This window comes from Pedobacter metabolipauper (assembly GCF_004362715.1).
GTDB classification, from domain to species: Bacteria; Bacteroidota; Bacteroidia; order Sphingobacteriales; family Sphingobacteriaceae; genus Pedobacter; species Pedobacter metabolipauper.
Genome location: NZ_SNYC01000007.1, coordinates 284,658 through 302,444, shown reverse-complemented (window position 1 = coordinate 302,444; position 17,787 = coordinate 284,658). Strand labels below are relative to the sequence as shown.

Sequence of the window (17,787 nt, the reverse complement as noted above, 5' to 3'; positions counted from 1 at the left end):
TTAGATTTCCTGAGCTGAGGCAGATTCAATCCATCCGGTATTGCCATTTGGAAGCTCTACCCGGATCCAGCCCGCATCTCTTTTACTGATCTTTACTTTGGTACCTTCATGAATAACAAACAATGTTTTTTGATGATCTGCAGGTGCACTCTTTACATTAACGGTTCCGTTGAATACGATGGCCTGCTGGTGGCTGTCAAAATACCCCTGCTGCATATAACTAAATACGATAGCCAGTATGGCAAACACTAAGGCGGCCACACCGCTGTAAAATGATACTTTCTTTAGTGCGTAACTAACGGAGAAAAGGTATACAACAAGTAGTAAAAACCCGGTTATGCTCAACAATATACTCCACACAGATAAGGTTTTCAGAGAAAAGAAAAGCAATGCCGACCGTCCCCATTTAGAGAGAAAGAATTCCGGAACGGCTTCTATCTTATCTGTGATCTTAAGATTCGCAAACTGCAGGTTTACGGCAATATCTTCATCACCAGGTGCCAGTTTATAAGCCCTTTCATAATTTAAAATGGCCAGCGCAATTTCGTCTTCTTTATAATGTGCATTACCCAGGTTAAAATAAATTGCTGCAGAGCGGTAACCAGAATCCAGCACTTGCTGGTAGGCTTGCACGGCCTCTGTGTAATGGCCTTTTGCATAGTGTGCGTTTCCTTTTGAAAAAAGTTCTTCCTGCGTTTCTTTACCCAATGAGAACAAGGGTAATGTAATGAAAAACAGAACATATAAGTTACATTTCATAAGTTTATGCATTTTCGATGTCATTGATAATTTGTTTGGCCTTTTCGTATACCTGCTGCTCACCAGTACCTGATACAGGTGCATAGCGTGCCATTTCGCAGAGATCCAATGTTTCTATGAGCTGCGTGATCAGGCCTTCACTCATCTTTCTTTCCCGCAGCTGAACCGCAATATGATCTTTATTTAGCGCTGCAGCGGCAATGTTGAATTTATCTGCGAGATAACCATACAAGCCCCTGTAAATGGCTTCATAAAATGCTTTCTGATTACCAGCCTGCAATTGTTTTTGTGCCGTTTCCAAATGCTTTACAGCAAGTTTACCCGCTTTTCTTTCCTTTACAACCACCACATCCTTATTGTGTTCCCGATGCCATTTACGATACCCAAAGGCAGCAATGAACAGAACTGGTCCGGCTGCCAGTAGCATATAATAACCCAATGAGCCGAAAAAGTCGTCTCCGCTTTTAGTAAGGTCGCCTTCAGTCTTAATGTACCTGATATCTTTATCGATCATTTTCACATCCTGCTGACTGCCTGCAGGGAATGCAGCAACAGCTGATCCCGGAGCGCCTTTAGCTACTTTTAAATTAAACTCACTTCCCGTAAGGGTTATATATTTACGGCTAACAGGATTAAAATAAGAAAATTTATACGGCTCTATTTTATAATTACCCTGATGTCTGGGTATTAACAGGTACGTATATTCACGCGTACCAGATACACCGCTCACCGTTTCCGTAATCCGGTCATTTACTTTTGGATCGTACTTTTCCAGGTCGGCAGCAAATGTAATTTCAGGTGTTTTAAGTAATTTTAAATTCCCAGAACCGGTAATCCGGATGCTGTAGTTTAGGGCTTCATTGGCTTTAAGTTCAGTTTTATCCGCAGCAGTTAACAGTGCAAAGTTACCCACTGCACCCTGAAAACCTGCCGGCTTGCCCGCTTCGGGCAGTGGTTTAACATGAATGGCAATTGGGGCACTTTTAATCTTGTATTTTACATCCTCGTAAGAGCCAAAGAACAGATCAAAAGGATCATTGGATTTAGCTGAGGACTGTCTCACTACAAAAGTCATGGCAAGCGGATCTAAGGTAAGGTCTCCATAACGCTCCGGAAACAGGATGATCTCCTTAAGCAGGGCAACATTATACCTTGTTCCCTTATAAGTTTCCGTTGTCCACTTTACCGTTTGGCTGTTGTTTTTAATTTCCTGGCTCCAAAATCCATTAAAATCCGGCAGTTTATCCAATCCGTTGTCTACAATTTCAATATTTGTATACAGCTTATAACTCACCGAAAGCTGTTCACCCTGGTACACGTTCGACTTATTCGTTACGGCCCTGATAAATATGCGTTTTGAAATGTCTGTTGAATTACCTGTGGCAGGTGCATTAACTGGATCAGCAGCAGATTGATTATTTTGAGGAACAGCCCTGCCTTTGGTTACTTTAATTCTTAATGGAGCAGATCGGTATTGTTTTCCATTAGCGATGGCAATGGCCGGGCCAATGGCAAATTCACCTTCTTTAATGGGCACCAGGTAATAACTAAGTCCGATGTTAACACTGGTTACTCCATTAATGGACGACATGCTTGAAGATTGATTGGGACCAGACAATACCTGAAAGCCCCCAAATCCAGGAGGTTTAAAATTGTCAATGTTACCATTAGCTGTAAAGGTTACTTCAAAAGTTTCACCGGTAGCCACCTGCGTTTTACTCGCAGAAGCTACAAATTTTATATCCTGTGCAGCTGCTGCATTTGAGATGAACAGCAGGACCAACCATACATAGTATTTTATTTTCATAGGGCGGTAACTACCAATCTTTAACAATACGTCCCTTTACCCCTTTTGCCTTTTTATTTTTCAGCTTATCCTGGGTATTCTTTTCTTCATTCTTCAAGGCCTCCAGCATCCGTTCTGCATCTTCTTTAGACAGCTTGTCGGGTTGCGGCTGCTGTCCCTCGTCCTTTTTATCCTGATCTTTTTTGTCCTGATCCTTTTTATCTTTATTCTGATCCTGCTTATCCTTGTTATCTTTATTATCCTTGTTGTCTTTGTCCTGATCTTTGTTCTTGTCTTTATTCTGATCCTTTTTATCCTGATCCTTATTCTTGTCTTTGTTGTCTTTATTTTGCTGCTGTTGTTGTTTTAGCTTTTCCTGAGCATAGGCAAGATTATAGCGCGTTTCATCATCCTTAGGATTATTGATCAGTGCCTTTTTATAAGCATCAATACTTTCCTCCAGCTTGTTGGACTGAAACATAGCATTCCCAAGGTTATGATAGGCCTTAGCCTTTACGGCTTTATCATTTGATGAGGCCGCGATCTCTGTAAACTTCCGGGCTGCATTTTCAAACTTCTTTTGTTTAAACAGGGCATCTCCCAGGTTAAAATTACCGGTTACAGATTGATTATTTTTGGCTACCGATTTCATATAGCTGGCTTCGGCCTCTGCAAACTTCTTTTGTTCATAAAGCTTGTTCCCGGTATGGATATCCTTCTTCTCCTTTTGGGCGAAAACCGGAAAACCACAGCCTATGATAAAGACGATTAAGATATATTGCTTCATGACTTTTTTACTTCAAACAAATTCAGACCACTTAACTTTAAATTTTTGCGGTTGGATATAAAAAATTCAACCAGCAGCAGGATCAATGCAAAGCCGAGAAAGAACTGGAAACGATCTTCATAATTTTTAAATACTTTACTATCGAATGTTTTCTTTTCCATGCCATCTATTTGCCCCATAATGATATTTAATCCGCTATTGGCATTAGAAGCCCTCACATAAACCCCATCCCCGGCAGAAGAGATCTGCTTGCACATGTCTTCATTGAGTTTACTGATCACCGTTTTTCCGGCCTCATCTTTTCTAAAACCTACCGGGTTACCGTTCTGGTAGATTGGCAGCGGGGCTCCTTCCGGCGATCCCAGTCCAACAACATGCACTGTAACCTCCTTAGACCTTGCATTTTTTGCCGCCCCTACGGCATCATCTTCATGGTTCTCGCCGTCTGTCATGATGATCATCGCTTTACTGCCGCCATTTACAAAATCAAATGATTTCATCCCCATATTGATCGCTGCACCAATTGCAGTACCTTGGGTGGGTACAATGTCTGTGGTGATGTTATTTAAAAAAAGTTTGGCAGCAGAATAATCCGTAGTAATGGGTAGCTGCACATAGGCCTCACCGGCAAATATGATGATGCCTACCCGGTCATTGTGAAGGTTATCTATAAGTTGTGAGATTGCCCTTTTTGCATTTTCCAGCCTGTTGGGGGCCAAATCTCCGGCCAGCATACTGTTAGATACATCCAGCAGGATCATCAGATCAGCACCACTCCGCTTTGCTTCTTCAACCTTGGTGCCGATCTGCGGGTTGGCTATACCAACAACCAGCATGCCATAGGCAATCAGGAAAAATACAAACTTTATTCCCGGTCTTGAAAAAGAAACTTCGGGCATCATTTTTTTAACAGTAGACGGATCACCAAGTTTGGCGATGGCTTTTTTCTTCCAATAGCGAACCCTCAGATAAATGAGGATAAATATAGGCAGAGCGGCCAGTGCCCATAAAAATTGCAGGTGTTCAAAACGTAACATATCTTTAGGTTAAAGCTCCTTTAAACAGGGTATTTCTTAATAAAAACTCAATCAGTAAAAGAACAAGTGCAATCAGCGCAAAAGGCAGGAAGCGTTCTGTTTTCTTATGATACTGGGTAACGTCTATTTTTGCCTTCTCCAGTTTATCGATCTGGTCATAAATGGCCCTTAGCTTCTCGTTATTGGTCGCTCTAAAGTATTTACCACCGGTTAGATCAGCAATCTTGGTTAAGGTAGCTTCATCAATAGTTACAGGCACTTTTTGATACTGCGTTCCAAATGGAGTCTGAACAGGGTATGGAGCAAAACCCTTGGTACCAACACCAACAGTGTACACCCTTACATTCATTTGTTTGGCAATTTCTGCAGCCGTTATCGGCGGGATCGATCCTGTAGTATTGGTTCCATCCGTCAATAAAATGACCACCTTACTTTTAGCGGCGCTTTCTTTAAGGCGGTTCACCGCTGTTGCCAGTCCCATACCAATGGCAGTACCATCATCGATCATCCCGTTCTTAATATCCTGAAACAGGTTAATCAATACATCGTGGTCAATGGTTAAAGGACATTGTGTAAAGCTTTCACCACTAAAAACCACCAGGCCGATCCGGTCATCCGGACGGTTTTGTATAAATTCTGTAGCAATCTCCTTACTGGCTTCAAGCCGGTTGGGTTTTAAGTCTTCTGCCAGCATACTTCCCGAAATATCGGTAGCAATAACAATGTCGATACCCTCAGTTGTTGAATCCTGCCAGCTCAATGCAGATTGCGGTCTGGCCAATGCGGTAACCAGGGCAATGAGTGCCAGCGACCGCAGCGCAATACCATAATGCCTTAATACCAAGTATTTATTCTTTTTAACTTTTAAAAAGCCGCTTAACGCAGACATCCTTAGCGTTCCCTGCAGATTCTTATTCTTCCAGATGTACCATCCGATCATTACAGGGATCAGAAGGAGTAACCAGAAAAATCCCGGATTGGCAAATTCTATACCTCTAAATAAGTTCATCGTTATTTTGCGCTTTATTTCCGGGTAATGGTGTTATTTCTTTAGTCTTAGACACAAAGTTCAAGGCGTAGATCATGCTCTGCTCATTCTCTGCAAGATCTGGTTTGGCTTTAGCAAATTTCACAAGATCGGCCAGTGTAAGCATTTGCTTCAGCATGCCCCGCTCTTCTTTTCCAATTGCACTCTGTTTAAGAGCAGCAAAGATCTCTTCACTCGTTTGCTCAAGGGCCATAATACCATACCGCTTTTCAAGGTATTCACGAATAATATCGGTCAGTTCAATGTGGTATAACTTTACCTCGTCCTGTTCCAGCAATTTCTTTGACCGAAGCTGGTTTAACTTATCCAGGGCTTCTACATGAGGCGGAACGATTTCTTTTACTTTTTGCGGAACAGGTTTAGCCTTACGGATCTTTTTATAGTAATACCATACCGCAATAATGGTCAGTATAGCCACTGCGGCTAATACTACCAGCAGCCAGTTGTCCTTTAGCCAGTCCATAAAAGTATAGGATACCGCTAACGGCTGTTTGATATCATAAATTGATTTCGTGGTATCAACAGCTACACTTTTAACTTCCAAAGGCAGTGCTTCTGTAGCATAGGTGCTTCCCTGGTAATTAAAAGTCAACGATGGAACGGCATGAACACCCGCGTCAAAGGATGTTATGGTGTATTGCCTGCTGATTAACCATAGGGATGGGTTTTTCGGATCTTTTATCGTATCCGTTTTACCAGCTTCAACGATCTGGATCTTCGAAGACAAGGTATCTGCTAACGCAGGAAAACCAACAAGACCGTTAGCAGGTAAAAAAGCATTTAGCCGCAGGGTTGTTTGGTCACCAAGAACGATGGCAGACCGGTCTAATTTGGCTTCTACACGGATGCTTTGCGCAGTGCAGCGGTAACCCAGCATAAGCAGGCACAACAGCAAACACCAGCTCCAAGTGAAATATTGCTTCATGTTCTTATCTTCTGGCCTCACGTTTTTTAAATAATGTCATCAATGGTTTAATATAAGATTGATGCGTACCAATTTTAGTAAAATCGACCCCGGATCTTTTGAAAAGATCCCCAAGCCTGCCATTCCTTTCCAGTGCTGCAGATTTAAATGCATGTCTAACCTGCTGATCACCGGTGTCTACCCATGCCACTTCACCACTTTCCTCATCACGGATCGGAATGATCCCCAGATCAGGAAACTCCTCTTCATGGATATCATATAACCTTAATGCAACGAGGTCATGTTTCCGGTTGGCAATCTTGATCTCATTTTCAAAAGAACTGCTCATGAAATCGGAGATCAAAAAAGCGGTACATCTTTTTTTAATGGCACCTGTAAAATAGCGAAGTGCCTCAGCAACATTGGTACCGGTATGTTGTGGTTTAAAATTGATCAGTTCGCGGATGATCATCAGGATGTGGCTCCTGCCCTTTTTGGGCGGAATAAATTTTTCTACGATATCACTAAAAAAAAGAACACCTACTTTATCGTTATTTTGAATTGCAGAGAAAGCGAGTACGGCGCACAGCTCGGTAGCCATCTCTTGTTTTTGCTGCACCTGGGTACCAAAGTTCTTAGAGCCGCTTACGTCAACCAGCAACATCACGGTCATCTCCCTTTCTTCATCAAATACCTTTACATACGGATGGTTAAAGCGGGCGGTAACATTCCAGTCTATTGTTCTGATCTCATCGCCCACCTGGTATTCCCTAACTTCGCTAAAGGCCATACCGCGTCCTTTAAATGCAGACTGGTACTCTCCGGAAAAGATCTGGTTACTCAAACCCCGGGATTTGATTTCAATCTTCCTTACTTTTTTTAAGAGATCTTTGGTATCCATAAATTATGGTACTTCTATTGCATTTAATATTCCGGTGATGATCTTTTCTGAAGTTACATCTTCGGCCTCGGCCTCATAAGTAAGGCCAATCCGGTGTCTTAACACATCGTGACAAACAGCCCTTACATCTTCAGGGATCACATAACCCCGTCTTTTAATAAAAGCATACGCTTTTGAAGCCAGTGCCAGGTTGATACTTGCCCTTGGTGATGCACCAAAACTAATCAGGTTCTTATACTCGGCCAATTTGTACTGGTCCGGGAAACGGGTTGCAAAAACGATATCAATGATATATTGTTCGATCTTTTCATCCATATAAACCTCTCTAACTACTTTTCTGGCCCTGATGATATCATCAGGATGCAAAATAGCAGTCGGTTTTAGCATACCCTGCGGCGCAATATTGGCACGCATGATCTTTTTCTCATCCTCTTTCTTTGGATATCCGATCACTACCTTAAGCATAAAACGGTCTACCTGTGCTTCTGGCAGCGGGTAAGTTCCTTCCTGTTCAATCGGGTTTTGCGTAGCTAAAACCAGGAAGGGGTTGGGTAGCGGAAAGGTATTGTCGCCAATGGTAACCTGACGTTCCTGCATGGCTTCCAATAATGCACTTTGTACCTTGGCCGGTGCCCTGTTAATCTCATCTGCAAGGATAAAATTAGAAAATAACGGCCCTTTACGTACAATGAACTCTTCTTTCTTCTGGTTGTAGATCATGGTACCCAACAAATCTGCCGGAAGCAGATCGGGTGTAAACTGGATCCGGCTAAAGCCTGCATCAATAGTTTTAGACAGCGTATTGATCGCCAGTGTCTTTGCCAGTCCGGGAACACCTTCCAGCAAGATATGACCATCAGCAAGCAGGCCAATCATCAGCCGTTCAACCATATACCGCTGGCCAATAATTACCTTATCCATCTCCATAAACAGGAGATCAATAAAAGCGCTCTCCTTTTGTATCATTTCATTTAACGCACGGATATCTGTTCCGTACGATGAATTATCTGTAGCTTGATTTAATTCTTCCATTTACTTTTTTTTCGCTGCGAAAATTAGACAAACCATACTTTTTTAGCAAATGCAGAAGCATGGATAATTGTTAAAATATGTTAAATTATAAGCATCAACCCATATATAGAATTGATTATTATTTTTCATGCTAGCTGTTGCGTTTTATCAGCTGCTTACGTTTTATTCAGGCAAGCTAGTTAAATCCGGGAGGGGAGAACTTATCCACTTCTCTCCTGATTTATTCTTTTAGTATAGCTGATAAATTAAAGCGCGCATCACTATATTTGCCGAAAATACTTAATATATGTTAGCTCATCACGTTTTATTTTGGCTAAAAGCCGACACAACCGAAGATCAGAAAAATAGCTTCAGAAAAGGCCTAGAATCGCTGGAAAAAATCGAATCGGTTAAAACCTTTCATGTAGGCACGGCAGCCCCAATTGAAAGAGCCGTTGTAGATACCAGCTATACTTTCTCGTTAATCCTGTTTTTTGAAGACCTTGCCGGACACGATGTTTACCAGGTTCATGACCTGCATAAAGCATTCTTAGATGAATTCAGAGGCTTTTTCGAAAAAGTAGTCATTTACGACGCACACTAATTTTGCGTCAATGAAGCATCGTCTGCATTGCAGAGCATATGATATTCCTTTCATCAAATACTTTGAAGGGCTTAAATTGGAGTTAGACAATATGCCGGGCTGAATGATGCATTCAGTCTGGCTAACTTTAATAGTGTATAATTGAGATAAACAGCGATAGGCCATCCCGTCCTGATATAGCTATGCATCATGTCCGATACTGGAAAACGTTTACAATTGTCTTAAAACTTAAGGATTACAGCTGCTAAGGCACAACTTCAACAGCGATCATACCACTGTTCCGGCTGCCGCTAAATGGCTCTGTTCTTAAGGAGAAAATCAATTTAAATTTCCCTGCAGCATCAGGAGTTTTAATCCTGCAGTTTAAAAGTATAGATTGACCGGCCGGGATCACTACATGCTCTGTATCTGCATCTACCAGGTTAAAATCACCGAGAAGGCCATCCTTTTTATAACCATACTCTAAAAAGCATTTCCATTCCTGACCTGCATTGCCCAGGGAGATCTGTTCGTAATATGGATTGGTAATCTTTAGCTTCAAGGTTATTAATTCTGCTTTTTTAAACCTTAATGGGATAGCTAACGGAGCTATAGAAACTTTTTGATACATTCTGACGTGCTGGATCCACGTACCGTAAAATAATCCTTTGGAGGTACTTATGGTATCTTCAAGCCCATTTCCATCTTCGGGATGGCTGTGCTGTAAAGCATAATAAACCTTTTTATTCCTGAAGCCGTCTTCAAGAGGCCATATGTCGTATTGGTTCTTTCTGTAATACCTGGAATTATAGCCAAACCCTTTAGTAGTCCGGTTGTAGTAATTATATCTGGATGGTACCTGAAATGAATTCAAAAATATAACCGGGGCATCACCTGCTTTCTGCTGTATTTGATGCGCCCATTCTTTAGTACCAAAGTAGTTTTTAACAATACCAAGATCTGCCAAGCCGGGAAAAGGAAAGATCAGGATTAGCCGCACCAAAACAATAAGCACAACATTGGCTGCAGCCAGTCTGACAAACCATGCCGGAAGCGTACGCTGGCCGGGTACATTTTGCGCAGCTGTATCCTGAAAACGCCTGGCAATACCTATATAGGCTAAAATGAACAGGCAAAGCATAGCCGGTAAGGTCCAGTGTGCCTCAACCCTACCCTTTAACGTACTAAACAGGAAGAATATAAATATACCATAGAAATTGAATTTCATTACCCTTAGAAATACATCGGAAGATTTCAGTTGAATAGCAGATCTGTACAGGAACCAGCCAATCAATGGCCCGGCGAGTGCAAGCTGTGCCAGTAAATATTCATAGGTAAAGTTAAACTGATACAGATCAGAAGACCGGTCTATAATATGGTAATGAAAAGACGGGTAATCATTTTTAACCTGCCACAATATATGCGGTATATAGGCGACTATGGCTACACCAACAATAAGCCAGAAAGACGGCCTCTTTAACAATTTAAGGTTAGCCAGTATGGTAACCAGCAAAACTAAAATTGCATGGTACTTGCTGTAAAGCAAACATGCGATTACCAATGCCAGCAGAATGGCCCATTTCAGTTTATCTTCCTGCTCATAGCGCTGATAGATATAAAAGAACAGCACCATAAAAAAGAACAATGGAGAATCTGGAGTGGTAATAAAGCCATAGACATGAAAAAGTACAATACACGAAAACAGCAATATAAAAAGCAGGATGTTTTGTGCGTAACGACTCACGATCTTCCAAAGCAGATAAATGGAAAGCGTACTTGAAATAATGGTTAAAAGACGCAGCCCCAATGCAGAAGGAAAAAGGGCATCACCAATTTTAATAAACAAGGCCACCATTGGCGGATGATCAAAATAACCCCAGTCAAGAAACCTGGAATACATCCAGTAATATGCCTCGTCTGCATGGAGTTCAACAAAACAGGCCTGTATGATGTTAAGCAGTGTCCAGATACTTAAAAAAATAAATAAGATCCGCTCAGAACTCTGTTGTTGCTGTATCATAAGAACTGTTGACGTTTAGCCTGTAAAGGTATAAAGATAATTGGCGAAGAAATTCCACAAGGAAACCAACAGGATTGCACAGCCTTTAGCATAATAAAAATTCCATTTTAAGCGATCGTTCAATAGATATATCAACGCATTACTTAATGCAAGGCCAACCAGTGAAACCATAAAGAATTTCCCAAACTGAATTACCGTGTCCGGATTATGACTGTTGAAAGTCCAGAAACGATTTAAAGTATAGTTTGTACCCGTAGCCACAATGAAGCCCAGTGAACTGGCCAGATACTTATGAACTTTAAGCTTTTCTTTAAAGAAATAGGTGATACTAAAATCTACGATAAGACCAGAAAAACCAACCAGGCCGAATTTTAAGAATTTAAAAAAGAAGGTATTATTAAATTCAATAGCTGCTATTTTGGTCATATCAGGAGGTAGCTTTTCAGCAAAAATAACATTTAATAACACAACTTCATTTCCTTTGACTATTTTTGATTTTAAAATTTAAAATTGTTCAATCTCTTTAAATACCAAACACCAGCTAAATATTCCAGAGATTTTATAGAAACCTATGGCTATATTAATGTGAGACAAGTACGGGTACTCAGCTCCATGTTACTGCTGATTTCTGGTATTGTACGCCTAATATACCTGTTTTATAAGGAAGCCTTTGTCAATTTGACCAACTTTACAGAATACAATATTGGTAACCTTGTGTTATTATTCGGAAGCCTTGTATTCATTATATTGAGCACTTTGGCTTTAAAATATACCCAGGGTAAACAGCGGCACAGGGAAATCCTGGTATTTTTCTTTATCATCTTTATCCTAACCACTACCTTTAATATCAGTTACATTTATTCTCTTCACAATACCAAAAATACGTTAACCGTATTTTTATTAGGGATTGTAGCGGTTTGTATATTCTTTGCTGTTGAAATTAACCAGATCATTATCATTTCAGGCTATATCATCATCTTGTTTATTGTTGGCATGTATATTCCAAATTTAGATACCCAGCAAAAACTTTTTAACATCATTGCAGCGATCATCCTGGCTTTTGTATTGTATTTATGCTCCAGGTATAATTATTACATCAGATCACAGCATTTTGTTCAGGTGAGCCAGCTGAAGCAAAAAAATGAGGAAGTACAAAACCTAAACCACCAGAAAGGCGAGATCCTGGGCTTTGTGGCACATGACCTTAGAAACCCATTAAACAATATAGAATCGTTGAGCAGGCTAATCCTGTCTGACGATGCCGAAAACACCGAGGTTGAAATGATCCTGAGTTCAGCGGCCCATGCCAAAAACATCATCAATGACCTGATCGAGGTGATACAGGAAGAGGTGGTGGCCATGGAAGTACAAAGAACGGATGCCATGCAATACCTAAAGAGCTTAATCGGTAACTGGAAAACCAATGCCGATCATCCCCGTATCATCAACTTGTTTTCCATTGAAAACGAGGTATTCATTTCGATCAACGCCTCTAAATTTACCAGGGTTATAGACAACCTTATCAGCAATGGCCTTAAATTTTCCGATCCGGGCACATCGATCAACATTGCAGTGATCCAGGCAGACAACTTTTGTCAGATCAGGATCCGTGATTTTGGAATCGGTATCCCTCCTCCTCTGCTGGAATTATTGTTCGACCAGTTCTCTAAAGCAGGAAGGCCCGGTTTGAGGGGAGAGAAATCTATCGGTTTGGGCCTGCACATCTCTAAGCACATCATTGAACAGCATGGTGGAAGTTTGGTGGTAGAAAGCAAAGAAAACGAAGGTTCTACCTTCACGATCTTTATGCCGCTGGCTTAATTACCAATACCACTGCCTTAATCACCGGGTTTATCCAGCTTACTCTTCCAATGGAGAAACAAATAAACTCGGGGCAAAATTTACCAGGAACAATTCCTTTTTAGCCCGCGTAATACCAGTATATAACCAGCGTAGAAAATCCATATCAACCATTTCATCTGTTAAATAACCCTGATCAACAAACACCGCATCCCATTGTCCCCCCTGTGCTTTATGGCATGTTACGGCATAGGCAAACTTAATTTGTAATGCATTATAATAAGGGTCTGCTTTAATTGCGTTAAAACGTTCTTTTTTATTTCTAATGTGTTCGTAGTCTATATTTAATTCTTCAAAGAGCTTATTTCCCAATTCATAAGAAAGATTTGGGGTTTCAGAAGTGAGCGTATCCAGCATTACCTTACAGGTAATCACACCAGCATCAGGGAGATCTAAAAATTCAAGGTTCACCTCACAAAACCGGAAGCCATACCGCTCTTCCGTATTTCTTACCCGTACAATCTTAGCCATATCGCCGTTGGCGATGAATGCAGCGGCTTCATTATCGGGAAGCCAGAAATAGTTATTCTTAACCACCATGATCTGATCTCCCCCGGTTAGTTCTTCATCCCTGTAAAGCAGCCTGGCCCTGATCTGCTGGTTATAAATATTTGCTGATTTATTGGACCTGCATACCACCAGCGAGTTCTCCATACCAAATTTATGATAAGCATATTCCAGTCCTTCTACCAGCTTAACCCCATTCATACGGAAAATATCCTTGTAGCTTTTGGTCATAAACTTTGGAAGTTCGGGCTTTTCCTGGTCTTCTTTCAGCTCGTCACTGATCAATTTTCTAAGCATAGTTGCATTGGCCAGTATACCCGACTTTTTTTCCTGACGTACAACTTCTCTCAACTCAACTTCCTGCACCTGAAGATTAAAATGAGCAGTTACATGCTGCTTATTTAATGCAGGGCTATCTATACTGCCAACCGGGGGCAGCTGCGCAGTATCGCCAACAAACAGAACCGCGCAATTTTTTCCATTGTAAACAAACTCCATCAGGTCCTTTAAAAAAGAAGAACCTGTTTTTGTATTCCATTCATCCGCAATCATCGAGGCCTCATCCACAATAAATAACGTATGCTCAGCCAGGTTTGGAGCAAGCTGAAAACTCATATCCGTAGCCACAGCAGATCGTTTTCTATAGATCCGCTTATGGATGGTCAGTGCTTTTCTGCCTGTATAGGTACTCATCACCTTGGCTGCACGTCCGGTTGGGGCCAGCAGTGCTCCGCGTACCGAAAATTTATGCAGGCATTTAATCAATGCAGCTACAGAAGTGGTTTTTCCGGTACCTGCATACCCCCTTAATATAAAGCACTGACGATCTAACGGCCTGGATAAAAAAGAAGCCATCTCCGTACAAAACACAAGCTGTTCTGCAGTCGGACTGAATTGATATGAAGCGGCTATTATTGATGCTTTATCCATTTAACAAATATGCGATGGTGATCTTATAGAAAAAAGGATTAATTTTGTTTTATATGAACAGTAGAAATAGCATTTTATTGGTTGACCCGGAATTTGATCCCAATACAGCTGGAGATTGCAATTTATTGCTGAAGATGACTATAGATAGCTTTTCTTACGCAATCATAGACAAGAGCAACAACCAGGTTAAGGCCGTATACGATGAGCAGGAATGTGAAGATATGCTGGCTACGCTTTCTGCAAAAATAAAGAACGATAGCTATCTCGCGCTACCCTTTAAAGAAATTAAGGCTTCAGTATACACAGAAAATACACTGAACATCCCCAATGAGTTATTTGATGCGGGCGACCTTAATGCCTACGCACAGTACTTTACCTCAGCGCAATCAAATAACCTGTATACACAGCCATTTGCTAATTTTGGCTTTACGTCTATTTTTACACCAGATCAGTTCATTGAAGAGATCCTTCGCGACTCTTTAAGTAATTATAAACTTTATGATCAGGCTGCGCCGGTTTTGGCCCTTGCCGAAAAGAAAGACGCAACTTTGCTAATACTTGATTTTACGGTCGGATCTTTTAATGCGACCTATACCAAAAACGGTAAGCTGATATTTCAAAACTATTATCAAACCGATAACTCCGAAGAGTTTAACTATTACCTGTTATTTATTGTAAGCCAACTGAATATGAATACGTCAGAAACGGATGTATACCTGAGTGGTATTATCCATGCTGATGATGTATATTATCAATGTATCGAAAAGTATTTTCATTCCATTACTTTCAGCAATACAACGGCCAACGAAACCGACAGCACCATTTTAGATGACATGCCTGCTCACTATTACAGCAGCTTATTAGCCCTTGACCTATGCGTATAATTGGCGGCCGACTAAAAGGCATCCGTTTTAATGCCCCGGAAAGTTTACCCGTAAGGCCAACTACAGACATGGCTAAAGAAGCCTTGTTCAATATCCTCTACAACACCTATGATTTTGACAATTGTAATGTCCTTGATCTTTTCTGCGGCACAGGTAATATAAGTTTTGAATTCGCATCACGCGGAATTAAACACGTAACGGCAGTAGATAAACATTCCGGATGCATCTACTGGGTAAAATCTGTGATTGAAAAACACCAGCTGAATGAAATTGAGGTGCAGAAAGCAGATGTATTTAAGTTCTTGGAGCAAAAGCATGGTCCGTATCAAATTATTTTTGCAGACCCTCCTTATGATTTAACGAACATACCAAAGATTCCTGAACTGGTGATCAAGAACAACCTTTTAGCGGATAATGGAATGCTCATCGTAGAGCATCCATCCCTGTTAAAGTTAAAAGACATGCCAGGATTTACAGAAACCAGGAGATACGGAAATTCATCTTTCAGCTTTTTTGAACCTGTTAAAGGAGAAACCACTTCCGCATCGGATCAATTATAATCCTAAAATTTCTTAGTACATTTAGCGTATGAAAATAGCCCTTTTTCCAGGTTCTTTTGATCCAATTACCATCGCACACGTAGACATCCTGAAGCGTGCATTACCCCTATTTGACAAGATTGTAGTAGGCATTGGATTAAATAGTTCTAAGCAAGGCTATCTGTCAGCAGAAAAACGGGAGGAAATTGTAAAGACTGTTTTTGCCGGTTATTCCAATGTAGCTGTACAGACCTATGAGGGTTTAACAGTCGATTTCTGCAAAAAAATAAATGCTACTTATATGGTAAGGGGTGTTCGTTCTGTGGGTGACTTTGAATATGAAAAGGCCATTGCCCAGATTAACCAGACCATGATGCCGGAGATGGAAACGATCATTCTTTTAAGTAAGCCTGAATATTCAGCGATCAGCTCAACAATTGTACGTGATATTTTACGTAACAACGGAGATGTCAGGCAATTCCTGCCGGAACAGGCCATCCCGTTTTTATAAAGACCATACTTAAGCTGACCTTTGTAGATAAGGCCGTTCAAATCAATCTGCACTTAAAGGCAGATCGCCATTTAATAAAGACCACACCTGGATCGATCCTTGTAAAAATTAACGTTTAAATAAATACCGTTAAAGCAATTCTCCTGCTTCCAGCACTTGCATGATTGATGGGTAAGTATTTTTAAGAACAGGCTTAAGGTCAGTTTTAGCCAGCCAAACTGCTTTAGTGATCCCTTCTTCTTTTTGCGGGATCAGCTTAGGTTCACCTTTAACCGTCATGCTGTACCAGTTTGTTTTCTTCAATACCAATTTATTATTTAAAACATACACATGATAGGTTTTGCATAGCTTTTCATCATTGGTCAGAATTTTAACACCACATTCCTCTTCAACCTCACGGAGACCGGCTTCTTTCATTTTCTCGCCTTTCTCTACTTTCCCTTTTGGAAGGTCCCACTTCTTATTTCTGAAAATAAACAGGTAGTTTCCTTTCGCACTTTTAACGAGGCCGCCGGCAGCTTTAATCAACTCACAGCTTTTCTTGATCTTTTTAAATAAGAATACCGGATTAAGATCCATCAGCATATATGAAGCACCAGACTCTTTGCTTATGGTCTTATAAAAGGTTTGAAAATCAAAATCCTTAGTTTCCAGCTGCTGTATCTTTTTCTCCTGTTTAGGAATTGATCCACCTATGAAAAGCGTATTATCGTTGATATAAATTCTGTAGTGTTTCATAATATATTTAAAATATATTCAGCTTTGATTTTGTAGAAGGTGGATTTTCAGCTATAAATTCTTAAAAAACCGAAAGTAAATATAATTCTGATATTTTTCCTGAATAATAAAAAAAGGAATTATATCCAGTTTGTATAAAGCTGATTTTCAATTACTGACAAAAAATAACTTTTACCAATGGTTTTTAATGTTGATATTAGACGCATCTATTTAGGGGTTAAACAAAGATATTCTGCATTTTTTCTACACATTTTAAATGAATATTGTTTAAAAGTAGTGTCTGAACGAGTTCATGAAATCTGTAATTTTGGAACATGTATAATAAAAGTGATATTGAATTAAAGGTAGCTGAATTTTTATTACAAATAAAAGCGATCAAGTTACAACCAGCTAACCCATTTACATGGGCTTCAGGTTGGAAATCCCCTATTTACTGTGACAACAGGATCACACTATCCCATCCTTCAGTTAGAACATACATCAGACAAAAGCTTACCCAACTGATCCAGGAAGAATATGGTTCTGTAGATCTGATTGCAGGAGTTGCTACAGCAGGAATCCCTCAGGGCGCACTTGTTGCACAGGAACTGGGTTTACCTTTTGCCTATGTTAGGGCTAAAGCCAAAGAACACGGTACCGGCAGCTTAATAGAAGGTGAAATTTTTGAAGGTCAGCGTGTGGTTGTGATCGAAGATCTGATCTCTACAGGAAAAAGCAGTTTACAAGCTGTGGAGGCCTTGAGAAATGCTGGTCTTTCTGTTGCCGGATTAGTCGCTATCTTTACTTATGGCTTAGATCAGGCAGAAGAAAACTTTAAGGAAGCTAAATGCCGGTATTCAACTTTATCAAACTACAATACCTTAATTGATTACGCTGCTGAGCATAGCTTTATTGCACAGGATGATGTTGATCTGTTAACCAAATGGCGCAGAAACCCTGCTGAGTGGGGTAAAGAATTAGAAAAACTAAATTAACACATCAT

18 protein-coding genes are annotated in these 17,787 nt (G+C 40.5%); 6 read left to right on the top strand and 12 right to left on the bottom strand.

From position 1 onward, the window contains the following. The 8 genes from ATK78_RS20025 to ATK78_RS19990 are packed head-to-tail and all read right to left on the bottom strand — an operon-like array spanning position 1 to position 8,254. Complete coding sequence (locus tag ATK78_RS20025) at positions 1 to 759, bottom strand: tetratricopeptide repeat protein (protein ID WP_243732584.1); 759 nt, start codon at positions 757 to 759, stop codon at positions 1 to 3. A 4-nt stretch (positions 760 to 763) separates the two neighbouring features. Beyond that, positions 764 to 2,566 (bottom strand): BatD family protein, encoded by a 1,803-nt coding sequence (locus tag ATK78_RS20020; RefSeq protein ID WP_133577907.1) that lies wholly within the window; start codon positions 2,564 to 2,566, stop codon positions 764 to 766. Positions 2,567 to 2,576: 10 nt separating this feature from the next. After that, a complete protein-coding gene (locus ATK78_RS20015; RefSeq protein ID WP_133577906.1) occupies positions 2,577 to 3,332 on the bottom strand; it encodes a tetratricopeptide repeat protein in 756 nt (251 codons plus the stop codon). Next, positions 3,329 to 4,369, bottom strand: a complete 1,041-nt coding sequence (locus ATK78_RS20010; protein ID WP_133577905.1) for a VWA domain-containing protein — start codon at positions 4,367 to 4,369, stop codon at positions 3,329 to 3,331. Before ATK78_RS20010 ends, ATK78_RS20015 begins: the two co-directional genes overlap by 4 nt. A gap of 4 nt (positions 4,370 to 4,373) precedes the next feature. Then, the gene (locus tag ATK78_RS20005) at positions 4,374 to 5,378 is read right to left on the bottom strand and encodes a vWA domain-containing protein (protein ID WP_208112406.1); all 1,005 of its coding nucleotides are present in this window, start codon (positions 5,376 to 5,378) and stop codon (positions 4,374 to 4,376) included. Further along, positions 5,365 to 6,342 (bottom strand): BatD family protein, encoded by a 978-nt coding sequence (locus tag ATK78_RS20000; RefSeq protein ID WP_133577904.1) that lies wholly within the window; start codon positions 6,340 to 6,342, stop codon positions 5,365 to 5,367. The genes ATK78_RS20005 and ATK78_RS20000 overlap by 14 nt, the downstream gene beginning before the upstream one ends. A 4-nt stretch (positions 6,343 to 6,346) precedes the next feature. Continuing rightward, positions 6,347 to 7,222, bottom strand: coding sequence for a DUF58 domain-containing protein (locus ATK78_RS19995; protein WP_133577903.1), 876 nt, complete (start codon positions 7,220 to 7,222; stop codon positions 6,347 to 6,349). Positions 7,223 to 7,225: 3 nt separating this feature from the next. Beyond that, entirely contained in the window at positions 7,226 to 8,254 is a 1,029-nt protein-coding gene (locus ATK78_RS19990; RefSeq protein WP_133577902.1) for an AAA family ATPase, read from the bottom strand. 286 nt (positions 8,255 to 8,540) lie between these two features. Here ATK78_RS19990 and ATK78_RS19985 point away from each other — a divergent pair, with 286 nt between their 5' ends. Then, on the top strand, positions 8,541 to 8,837 hold the full coding sequence (locus tag ATK78_RS19985; protein WP_133577901.1) for a Dabb family protein: 297 nt from the start codon (positions 8,541 to 8,543) through the stop codon (positions 8,835 to 8,837). A 244-nt stretch (positions 8,838 to 9,081) separates the two neighbouring features. Here the strand turns inward: ATK78_RS19985 and ATK78_RS19980 are convergent, their stop codons facing one another. Next, positions 9,082 to 10,836, bottom strand: a complete 1,755-nt coding sequence (locus tag ATK78_RS19980) for an ArnT family glycosyltransferase (RefSeq protein WP_133577900.1) — start codon at positions 10,834 to 10,836, stop codon at positions 9,082 to 9,084. Between the two features lie 15 nt (positions 10,837 to 10,851). Further along, a complete protein-coding gene (locus ATK78_RS19975) occupies positions 10,852 to 11,262 on the bottom strand; it encodes a GtrA family protein (RefSeq protein WP_133577899.1) in 411 nt (136 codons plus the stop codon). 84 nt (positions 11,263 to 11,346) lie between these two features. On the opposite strand from ATK78_RS19975, the gene ATK78_RS19970 reads away from it, so the two are divergent. Further along, the gene (locus tag ATK78_RS19970; RefSeq protein WP_133577898.1) at positions 11,347 to 12,657 is read left to right on the top strand and encodes a sensor histidine kinase; all 1,311 of its coding nucleotides are present in this window, start codon (positions 11,347 to 11,349) and stop codon (positions 12,655 to 12,657) included. 39 nt (positions 12,658 to 12,696) lie between these two features. Here ATK78_RS19970 and ATK78_RS19965 read toward each other — a convergent pair whose 3' ends face one another. Next, complete coding sequence (locus tag ATK78_RS19965; protein ID WP_133577897.1) at positions 12,697 to 14,133, bottom strand: ATP-dependent DNA helicase; 1,437 nt, start codon at positions 14,131 to 14,133, stop codon at positions 12,697 to 12,699. A 53-nt stretch (positions 14,134 to 14,186) separates the two neighbouring features. On the opposite strand from ATK78_RS19965, the gene ATK78_RS19960 reads away from it, so the two are divergent. The 3 genes from ATK78_RS19960 to coaD are packed head-to-tail and all read left to right on the top strand — an operon-like array spanning position 14,187 to position 16,067. Further along, complete coding sequence (locus ATK78_RS19960; RefSeq protein ID WP_133577896.1) at positions 14,187 to 15,017, top strand: DUF3822 family protein; 831 nt, start codon at positions 14,187 to 14,189, stop codon at positions 15,015 to 15,017. Further along, positions 15,008 to 15,577 (top strand): RsmD family RNA methyltransferase, encoded by a 570-nt coding sequence (locus tag ATK78_RS19955; RefSeq protein ID WP_133577895.1) that lies wholly within the window; start codon positions 15,008 to 15,010, stop codon positions 15,575 to 15,577. Before ATK78_RS19960 ends, ATK78_RS19955 begins: the two co-directional genes overlap by 10 nt. 28 nt (positions 15,578 to 15,605) lie before the next feature. Then, positions 15,606 to 16,067 (top strand): pantetheine-phosphate adenylyltransferase, encoded by a 462-nt coding sequence (gene coaD, locus ATK78_RS19950; RefSeq protein WP_133577894.1) that lies wholly within the window; start codon positions 15,606 to 15,608, stop codon positions 16,065 to 16,067. A gap of 129 nt (positions 16,068 to 16,196) precedes the next feature. Here coaD and ATK78_RS19945 read toward each other — a convergent pair whose 3' ends face one another. After that, the gene (locus ATK78_RS19945; protein ID WP_133577893.1) at positions 16,197 to 16,805 is read right to left on the bottom strand and encodes an NUDIX hydrolase; all 609 of its coding nucleotides are present in this window, start codon (positions 16,803 to 16,805) and stop codon (positions 16,197 to 16,199) included. Positions 16,806 to 17,119: 314 nt separating this feature from the next. Between ATK78_RS19945 and pyrE the strand changes: the two genes are divergently transcribed. Next, positions 17,120 to 17,779, top strand: a complete 660-nt coding sequence (gene pyrE / locus ATK78_RS19940; RefSeq protein ID WP_133577892.1) for an orotate phosphoribosyltransferase — start codon at positions 17,120 to 17,122, stop codon at positions 17,777 to 17,779. Positions 17,780 to 17,787: the final 8 nt, after the last annotated feature.